Annotated in this window: 7 protein-coding genes; all 7 read right to left on the bottom strand. The window is 43.5% G+C overall.

Going from position 1 to position 9,985, the window contains the following annotated elements:
• Window positions 1-113: 113 nt before the first annotated feature.
• The 7 genes from H562_RS0114350 to H562_RS0114315 all read right to left on the bottom strand — a co-directional run bounded on the left by H562_RS0114350 (window position 114) and on the right by H562_RS0114315 (window position 9,976).
• Window positions 114-2,855: a M4 family metallopeptidase gene (locus H562_RS0114350; RefSeq protein WP_027378130.1), complete on the bottom strand. Its 2,742-nt coding sequence runs from the start codon at window positions 2,853-2,855 to the stop codon at window positions 114-116.
• 149 nt (window positions 2,856-3,004) lie between these two features.
• Window positions 3,005-3,616 (bottom strand): DUF4230 domain-containing protein, encoded by a 612-nt coding sequence (locus H562_RS0114340; protein ID WP_027378129.1) that lies wholly within the window; start codon window positions 3,614-3,616, stop codon window positions 3,005-3,007.
• A gap of 1 nt (window position 3,617) precedes the next feature.
• Window positions 3,618-4,166 (bottom strand): thioredoxin domain-containing protein, encoded by a 549-nt coding sequence (locus tag H562_RS0114335; RefSeq protein ID WP_027378128.1) that lies wholly within the window; start codon window positions 4,164-4,166, stop codon window positions 3,618-3,620.
• 19 nt (window positions 4,167-4,185) lie between these two features.
• Window positions 4,186-4,653 carry a pyrophosphohydrolase domain-containing protein gene (locus H562_RS0114330; protein WP_027378127.1) on the bottom strand — a complete coding sequence of 156 codons (468 nt, stop codon included), beginning with the start codon at window positions 4,651-4,653 and terminating at the stop codon, window positions 4,186-4,188.
• Window positions 4,654-4,892: 239 nt separating this feature from the next.
• Complete coding sequence (locus H562_RS0114325) at window positions 4,893-5,363, bottom strand: hypothetical protein (RefSeq protein ID WP_027378126.1); 471 nt, start codon at window positions 5,361-5,363, stop codon at window positions 4,893-4,895.
• 90 nt (window positions 5,364-5,453) lie between these two features.
• The gene (locus H562_RS0114320) at window positions 5,454-8,633 is read right to left on the bottom strand and encodes a reprolysin-like metallopeptidase (protein ID WP_027378125.1); all 3,180 of its coding nucleotides are present in this window, start codon (window positions 8,631-8,633) and stop codon (window positions 5,454-5,456) included.
• A gap of 203 nt (window positions 8,634-8,836) precedes the next feature.
• Window positions 8,837-9,976, bottom strand: coding sequence for an acyl-CoA dehydrogenase family protein (locus H562_RS0114315; RefSeq protein ID WP_027378124.1), 1,140 nt, complete (start codon window positions 9,974-9,976; stop codon window positions 8,837-8,839).
• Between the last annotated feature and the right edge of the window lie 9 nt (window positions 9,977-9,985).

The following is a 9,985-nucleotide window of genomic DNA, read 5'->3' as shown; positions in this document are numbered from 1 at the left end:
ACTATTCTAAAAAAAGCACACCTATCCCAATTTAAAATCTTAAAACTGAATAAAAAAAGCCGCCTCAAATTTTATTTTGAGACGGCTTCTTCATTCTGAAAATTAAAATGATTTTATTTTTTGATGAACTTGGTTACGGTTTTCACACCCTGTTTATCGGTGAGTTCGAGCATATAATTGCCAACTGTAAGTTTCGCGGCACTGATTTTCTTATCAGCAGACGACCCCGCGCTCATAAGCTGTCCCGCTACGTTAAAGATCTTGTACGTGTACTCGCCTGCATTTTTGCTCTGGATGCTGATCACATCTTTCACCGGATTAGGATAAATCATAGTAGACAAAGCTGAAGTGTTGGACACGCCCAAATTATTCTGCAGATTAAGGGTATAATCCTCGATCTGTCCGTAAGAAATATTTCCGCAGGCGGTGGTCGGCGTGGAGTTGTATTTCATAATGATCCTCATGCGAACCGGACCTGTAGTGGTAATATCGCCCGGCACGGTAATATTGCCTGTAACCGGATTTCCTTTGGATGCAGGAATTGTTAGTGCTGTTTCATTGGCATCGGTAAAATCGCCGTCGTTATTCCAGTCGATAAATACGGCATAACCTTCGCTGTAAACCGTTCCGCCCCATTCCGGAGTGATGGTGATGGGATAAATCAGCGTTTTCTTGACATCGGTTGACAGATAAGAAAAATCTTCATAACCGGCGAGCGAGGTGCTTGGGTTATCGATGGTTCCAAACTGAACCCTTTTGATCCGCTCATCGCTTGTACTGCTTGATGAAATTCCGCAGTAGACCGGCGTGTTCAGCGTAGTCACAGTAACTGTATTACTTGCCGCTGAAACATTTTCGTAAGGATCCTGCGCTTTTACATAAAAACTGTACGCAGTGTTTGGTGTAAGGCCAGAAGCGGTGTAAGTGGTTTTACTTCCCGCTACAGTTGCAGTCTGTACCCCATTTTTATATATAAAATATTTGTCGACCCCATTTTCATCAGTTGAAGCGGTCCATTCCAAAACGGTTTGTGTGCCCGTGGTATTTTTGTAGCTTAGATCTGCAGGAGCAGTTGGCGCTATTACATCAGGAACTGAAAGATATTTTGGTCCGATTCCCACCGCGTAAAATGCGTCCTGGGTAGCAATGGCTTCCGGTGTGTCGGCACCATATAGATCTTTGGCCGCTTTTATACCAAAATTCCGGGCATCCATAAAACCGGAAGTGCTTGTGAGGTAATTGGTTTCGAGGCGGTAGGCGATTTTTGCAGCCTTTTCAATCGAGATTCCTGCAACGCTGTAGCTGCTGCCATTGTCATTGACTCCTGTTTTACCAACAGAAAGGATATAAAACCAATGGTTGATCACGCCGCTGTTGTAGTGAACACCACAGTTGTCATTGGTCTGCCCCGGCGAGGAACAGCCGTCTTCGATGGATGACGGATACCAGTTAATTCCGCGGTATGTGTCGGGCTGTGGTGGATTGCCGGCTTTTGGATTAGACATGGAACGTAAAAACCCGGGATTTACTTTGGTGATATCCTCGCCAATAAGCCAGGTTTCTTTGTTAGGGGCGTAGGTATATTCTACTGCCGCGCCCCAAATATCAGAAAGGGCTTCATTTAATGCTCCCGACTCCCGTTGATAAACCAGATTTGCAGTGCTGGAGCAAACACCATGGCCAAGTTCATGCGCAGTCACGTCGAAAGCAGTGAGCGGCTTGAATCTGCTTGCGCCGTCGCCGTAAATCATTTCACTTCCGGTCCAACCTGCATTCTCGTAGTTGTTGCCGTAATGAACATAGCTTTTTAGCAACGTGCCGTTGTTATCGAAACTGTTTCTGTTAAATGTGGCTTTAAAATAGTCATAGGTTTTTTCCACACCCCAGTGTGCATCGAGTGCGGCATTATCAAAGGCGCCGTTATCGAATTCTGCCGTGGTCCATGCGTTGTCATCATCCTGAAATTCTACCGCAGAACTTAAGCTCGAACTTTTTCTAAGGTTAAATGTTCTGACACCGTTTCCTCTGGTTGTATCATGTAAAATATACTTTCCGCCCGAAAGGCTAGTCTCTATATTCTGTGGTCCACTGTAGCGCGTGTCCGCGACTCCAACAGCCTTTGCCAAAGATTCTGCCTGTAAAATTCCCGGAGAGGGGAGCGTTACAAAATTCGTTTCAGTGGAGGTGCCTTCTTTTTCGGCGTGTTTCATAATCGGATCCACCGCAGCAATTCTGCCACTCACGGCATCTACATAAATATAATCACGGCTCAGAGGCTGTGCGGCATAAATATCAAATCTGTAAGTAAGTTTTAATGAGTATTTGCCGTCGGCCTGCAAAATGGGAAAGTAAAGTAATTCGCCTGTTGGTTTTCTGTAGGTGTTTTCTGCAATATAACCTGCGTCTTCCCACATGTATTTTTGCGCATTTACACTCTTTACTGCTGCATCAAAGGCTGCCGAAGAAGAAATGGCCGGTACGGCTGCGGCGGAATCATCCTGGAACACTGCGCCGTTCATACTGATCAAATTTCCATTTTTATAATGTACATTGTAAACGCCACCTTCAACTTTAATATTTCTAAAGTAGAGCTGGTATTTTTCATCTACAAATTTCCCACTGAAATCATTTTCAGTTTTTACCAGCCGAAGTTCCTGCCCGGCTGTTAATTTTAAGATTTCTTTGAACAGGTTTGATACTGAAGCTGCATTCCGGGTAGAACCGTCCTTAAACTCTACGAGGCTTACACTGCCATTCTCATTGTACACTTTATTTTGCACATCCTGCGCGGCAAGTGTTCCGTTTAAACCCAGTACCATTCCCAGGATACCAAGAGTGAGTAATTGTCTTTTCATATAATATTGGTTGATATTTTTGTAAAAATAGAAATTTCTACCGAATCTAAATGATAAAATATCAACAAATACACAGAAAAGTTATCAAGGCAAAATTGGACTGGGCAGCGCTTATTTTATTTTTTCTTGATTGGATTTTGGCCGTACATTTACAGTTTTGAGGTATCGAAAGTGCCTGTGCGGTCCTCGATGGTGTAGTTCAGGGCTTTCGCCAGCACAAATATGTTGTCAAGGTTCTCCAGCAGCTGCTTGCGTCCCTCACTTCGAAGGCGTTCCTGATTTACCACTTTATAGGCGTTGTCTTTTGCTGATTTTGTTATTTTCTGAAAATCTTTCTGATCAAAGCGGTCGAAGAAGGAATCGTCTAGCGATTGTATTTCTACACTTGGCGTGATGCGGATATCCGCATTGGGAAGTTCCTTGATGATGAGTTTCTTATTAATGGAATCTACCTCAATCTTCATCTTGTTCAGGTCGTAGGAAACCTGCGCGTTGGTCTTGGTAAAGGTGATCAGCTCCTTTTCGATATTAGGCAGCATACCGCCCAGAAGTTTGGATGTGACCTTTGTTTTTTGAATGCTGGAAAAATCCTGCTCCATCACCACCATTTTATTCATTTTCCGGATTTGATTCGTAATGATGTAGTAGTCGTTCTGTACCTGGTCTTCAGTTTTCACCGTAAGGCCGCGCCATACCAGAAAAATTAACAGCATGGCGAGTGCACCGAGTGCGAAAGGAATTAATTTTTGATTTGTTTTCAATTTACAGTTTTACGTTAGCATCTTTTCTAATGATTTCCAGCAGGTCTCTTTCAAGATAGCCCGATTTAGGCGTTTCAATAATTCTGCCAACTTCTTTTCCATATTTCTGCACGATTACTGTGGGAACCATTTGAATGTTCAGTGGACCTTCTTCGCCGCCAGGTGCTTCCTTTTTCCTATTCACTGCTATCAGCGTAAGTTTACTGTCCGGAAAACCAACCTCTTCCAAAATCCGGAAAAGTCTGGGCACTTCGCGGTGGCTGTCTTCGCACCATGTTCCAAGAACTACAGTGATATTATACGAGTTTAACTTTTCTTTTTTAAGTTCGGCAATAGCCTTGCTATCTACAGTATAGTCATTATGTTCCGGCGTATACCATTCGGTGTAAGGTTCCTTTAACAGCTGATCTTTGGACTGGTAACCTAAAAGCATTTTTCCGTCGTCGGCCGTTTTCACTTCCCGGTTTATAACGGTTTTTTTAGATGCACAGGAGTTAAGTATAAAAAATAAGGCAGCGCAGGCAAGTGCAATTTGAGTAGTTTTTTTCATAGATGTTGGATGATGCGGTTTAGTTTTCGAGAATGGTTTTCATATCCGCAGGTGAGTAGTGTTTATTCTTCAGGACTTTATGATCTGATTTTCGGTGGATATTGATTTTTGAACCGGATACTTCGGCAAAAGCATCTTCGCCTTTTTCATTATAGTACGAGATCGTGTCGGCGGCTTCCTTTTCGTTTGCGCACGCTTTGGACATATTGGAGCGTTGAACCTCGTCGAAAAGTGACGGAAATTTTTTACCGAGCCCAAATTCCAGCACAGCGCCACTTAAAACGTATTGCAAGTCACAGAGCGCATCGGCGATTTCCACAATATCATTATCCTCGATGGCGGCTTTCAACTCATTCAATTCTTCCTGCAAAAGTGAAACGCGAAGCGCACATCTTTCTTTAGCAGGGATTTGCGGTGTATCTAAAATGGGTGCGTTGAAAGTGCGGTGGAATTCTGCGACCTGATTCAAAGCATCTAGTTTTTCCATAAAATATTTAATTTGACCAAAGGTAGAGATTTCTGCTCCGCAGTAAAAATTCGTAACTGCTTTTCAGATTTAAAGTGCCATTAAATAATGTTTAATAAAGTACCTCGGTATTTGGGTTAAGTCTGAACTCCTCATCAAGAAGTATGAATACACGTTGAACTCCGTCGGAATGGAATAATTTTGACAAAACTTTTCATTCGTCCTGATTTTGAAGAATCGAAGCATATATCCGGTAAGATTTACCATTTCACACCTCCATTCTCGCAAATATTCATCACAAAACTTCTTCCGTCGTTATTAAACATTTTGCCGGTGAAACAGTCATTGCCGGATTTCTGTAACACACATTTTGCAGTCGCTGTACCTTTTGTAAATTCAGTCAGATGAAGGTCTTCGCCTGTGTAAATGCCTTTAAGATCGTAAAGTTGATCCTGCCTTTTATTGTAATAATAATTTCCGCTGACTCCCGTGGAATTGTTGTCGAAGGTTAAATTGAAAGTGGTCTGCAGTTTACCGACGTTTCCGTGAAATATTTTTTCTGTTCCTGTTATGCCTTTGATGGACAGGCTGCTTGGCTCTTTTCGTTCCGCATCAGACGCATCCTTCGATTTCAAGGCGTAGATCAGTCCGCCTAAAGCTGTAATAAGCGTTGCAATGGCCGTGACAGTTACTGCAAAAGAAGTTTTTTCTGATTTATTTTCGGTGGACATTTGTGTAGGTTTTAAGAGATAAATGTAGTAAAAAAGCCTATAAAAAAACCGCCCCAATTTTTGAGACGGTTTACATTAATTTTTAAAGCTTTATTCCTTAATGAATCGTTTGGAAACTTTGCCAACCTGCAGGAGATAAACCCCTTTCGGAAGTTTGCCAACCGCCACAGCGTTATCTGAAATTTTACCGGAGTAAATCAGTTTACCGCTCATGTCAAAAATCTGGAAATCCATTGACTCAGGATTTGTCAAATGAAGGACATTGCCTTTAACAGGATTAGGATAGACCGCAAATTCCTTCACCGGCGTAATTTCAAGACCGGAATCTTTCGCCGTTGAAACAATGTTCAGCGTATAATCCTCAACCTGGCCATAGGTGTAAGTTCCGCACGGCGAGGTAGGAATACTGCTGTACTGCATCATCACCCGCATTCTGGTAGAACCCAGTTTGGCGGTGGCCGGAATTTTTATAGTTCCGCTAACGGTTGCAGTGGTAGAACCCGCTTTAGTCCATACCTTTTCGCCTGAATCAGTAAATATACCGTTTCCGTTATAATCAATATATACGGCATAGGCTTCATTATATTTCGTTGAGGTCCACTTCGGAGTAATTGTCAGTGTGTATGAAGAACCCCGGGTTACATTCGTAGATACTCCCGTAAAATCTTCGTATCCCGCACTTCCTGTTGAAGTGTTGTTGATCGTATTAAATTTCACGTTCCCGATTTTCTCATCAGCTGTATTGTTCGCGGAGGCTGAACAATAGGTCACAGCATTCGCAGATGTTGTTACAGTGACTGTGTTGCTGGCTACCGAGCTGTTTCCTGCGGCATCTTTAGCTTTTACAAAGAAAGAATAAGATGTTGAAGCAGATAATCCCGAAACTGCATAACTTGTAGAGGCTGTACTTGCCAATAAAACGGAATTTTTGAAGATGTCGTAGCCTGTAACTCCTACATTATCTGTCGCACCACTCCAGGTGAGGTTGGTAGAAGATGATGTTGTGCCCGAGGCGGAGATTGTAGGTGCAGTAGGAGCAGTCGTGTCTGAAGTATTTGCCAAGGTTGTTACCGAGACGGCATTACTTGCAGGCGACACATTGCCGGCAGCATCTTTTGCTTTTACAGTAAAAGTGTATGTGGTAGATGCGCTCAGTCCCGTTACATTTACCGAAGCTGCTGCAGTAGAACCTAAAAGTGTAGCACCATTGTATATATCATAGCCGGTCACACCCACATTGTCCGTTGCACCGCTCCAGGAAAGGGTGGTAGTAGAGCTGGTCGTGCCCGAAGCTGAAAGTGTTGGTGCAGTTGGTGCCACCGTATCTCCGCTGCCGGCGGTAACCGTAATGTTTGCTTTATTTACATTAAAGAAAACATGATTGCTTCCCTTCACCATAATTCTTCCGGTGGCAGTTGCAGCGTTCGGAATGGTAACAGCTTGGGAACCGTCATTAGGAGTTCCTGCTAAAAGTGTCGACCAGGAATTTCCATTGTCGGATGACCAAAGAATATCAACGTTAGCTGCGTTTACACCATTTGCAGTTGTTCCGGCGACATTCCAGGTGATGGTCTGCGATGAACCTCCGGCGTAAGTAGTCGCGCTCGCCTGAGATGTAACGGCGAAAGGTCCCGCAGTCGCGTTAACTGTAATCACAGCGTCGTCGGAATTGTTTCCCGAACCTCCCGGTCTGTTATCGCGTACGGTATATCTGAAATTTAAAGTTCTGGCAACCGAAGAAAGTGCTTCCACTGTAATTTCCTGACCTGCCGTGGTGGTCGCTCCTGCTAAAACCGACTGCATTCTCGGGAAGTAACGCGTTGGCGAAGCCGAAGGAACCCACGATCTGAAATTGACACCTTTGGTTTTTGTGGCGCTTGGCGCTGCAGAAGTGGTTTGGTTGTCCATTTCCTCCCAGATGTAAGTAAGTGCATCTCCGTTTGCATCGGTTGAAGTTCCTGTCAGCATAAAAGGTGTGCTTTTCGGAATCGTATAGTCCGCGCCGGCATTTGCAGTCGGAATTGAATTTCCTGTCGGTGTATTCACCGAGCAGGTTTTTGTTTTAAGATTGTTGGTAACCTGCTGAATAGTAACTGCGTGGAAGATCGGATCCGAGTGCGGCTGAACATCCAGCGAAGTAATTCCGGCGTATCCCATGATAGTTGACCCCGATCCCGGCTCCATCTGAACGCCTGTTCCTTCATTTGAAAAGGTGAAAGTATGGTTTCCACCAAACTGGTGCCCCATTTCGTGTGCCACATAATCAATATCGAAATTGTCGCCTGCAGGAATATTATCCGCCGGAGAAGTGATACCGGAACCTTTGGAACCGTTCACACAGATACAGCCGATACAGCCGGCGTTTCCGCCGCCGCCAGAGGCTCCGAACAAATGCCCGATGTCATAGTTGGCCTCGCCAATTACAGAAGTCAGGGTGGACTGCAGTTGGGCATTCCACTGCGACATTGAACTGGAGTTTGAATACGGATCAGTAGATGCATTAGTATAAATAACAGCATCGTTGTTTGCGATGAGTACCATGCGAGCAGAGAAATCTTTTTCGAAAACGCCGTTGACACGTGTCATCGTATTATTCATCGCAGCGAGAGCCTGCGCTTTGGTACCGCCAAAGTAAGCCGTATACTCACCGGTGCAGGAAAGTGCCAGTCTGAATGTTCGAAGCAAACCATCATCCGCATTAGGTCTGGCAAAATGGTCAGTGATCTGTGTTTTTACATCATCGATTGTGGCGCACTCAAATTTATTGAGGTTGTCTTTTTTATCAGACTTTGCGTAGACAACATAAGTCGAGGCATCTTTTGTATAAGGTTCAATAAAAACCGCAGAGTTGTCAGCTTTGATCTCCATAAAAGAAAGTCCCAGCTCCGACACACTGAAGTAAATGATATTGGTGGGATTATCTAAACTTTGTCCCACGTAGGATTTTATATCCGGATATTTTGCCGCTAAAGTGGGGTCAAAATTAGAGTTTTCTGAAACTTTGAAATTTTCCATCCTACCCTCATTAGTAGGGAAGGAAATGATTTTTTCAGATTTTTCTCCGGCTGCTAACTTTTTAGGCGTGTATTTCAAACTTGTTTTTAAGCCCTCGATATCCAGCTGATAAAGTTTTGGAGCCATGATCGAGGTTTTGTTTCCTAAAACTTCCGCGCCTGCCAATTTCGCAGTGTGAGTCCATAAAGAACCGGTCTGACCATAGGAAAAACCGGCAATTGCTACGAAAGCGATCGATAAGAGTTTTGTTTTCATAGAATATGATTGATTTTAATAAAGTGTTAAAGACAAATCAAATGTATAATTTATTTCAAAACAAAATCAAAATATTTTACGAAAAATGTTACTATATCACGAAACCCTTATGGAAACAATAATTGCTGATTTTTTATGAGACTTTACGACCACAAAAAAACACCCGTTTGGGTGTTAAATGTCTTTTTTTAAAATGGAAAAAATCACTTCGAAATCTCTCTTCCGATCACCAGCCGTTGAATTTCGGAGGTTCCTTCGCCAATGGTACAGAGTTTTGAATCGCGGTAATATTTTTCAGCCGGAAAATCTTTGGTATAACCATAACCACCGAAAATCTGTACTGCATTATTTGCAATTCGCACACAGGCTTCAGAAGCATAAAGTTTTGCCATAGCTCCTTCTTTTGTCATCGGTTTTTTGGCATTTTTTAAATTTGAGGCTCTTTGGATGAGTAGTTCGGCAGCATCAATTTCAGTGGCCATATCCGCCAACATAAAATTAATTGCCTGGAACTCGTTGATCGCCTTTCCGAACTGGTGTCTCTCTTTCGAATATTTCAGCGCAGATTTGTATGCTCCTCTTGCAATCCCCAAACTTAAAGCGGCAATCGAGATACGGCCGCCATCAAGAATCTTCATCGCCTGCTTAAATCCTGAACCCACTTCACCTAAGCGGTTAGCGTCGGGAACCCGAACACTGTCAAAGATAAGTTCCGCAGTTTCCGAAGCACGCATACCTAATTTGTTTTCCTTTTTACCGGAACTGAAGCCCGCCATGCCTTTTTCGAGAACAAAAGCGGTGGAATTATTCTTTGCACCTTTCTCTCCCGTTCTGGTCATTACTACAGCAATATCACCTGAAATAGCATGAGTAATAAAGTTCTTTGCACCGTTAATGATCCAGTCGTCGCCATCTTTTACGGCAGTCGTGCTCATACCGCCGGAATCCGAGCCGGTATTGTGTTCTGTGAGGCCCCATGCGCCAATTACTTTTCCCGAAGCGAGTTTCGGAAGCCAGCGCTGGCGCTGCTCCTCATTACCAAATTCATAAATATGATTGGTGCAAAGTGAATTATGTGCCGCCACGGAAAGCCCAATCGATGGATCTACCTGCGAAATTTCATCAAGAATTGCTACATATTCATGGTAGCCTAAACCTGAACCGCCGTACTGTTCCGGCACCACAATCCCCATAAAGCCCATTTCACCCAGTTGATGAAAAAGGTCGACAGGAAAAGTCTGGCTTTCGTCCCAATCCATAATGTGGGGACGGATATTTTTTTCTGCAAAATCCCGGGCGGTTTCTGCAATCATTTCGATATTTTGTAAAGTCTCGTTACTCATATGAATTAT

The organism is Kaistella palustris DSM 21579 (assembly GCF_000422265.1).
Taxonomy (GTDB): domain Bacteria; phylum Bacteroidota; class Bacteroidia; order Flavobacteriales; family Weeksellaceae; genus Kaistella; species Kaistella palustris.
The sequence above is the reverse complement of the archived record's forward strand: the minus strand, read 5'-3'. Positions and strand labels throughout refer to the sequence as shown.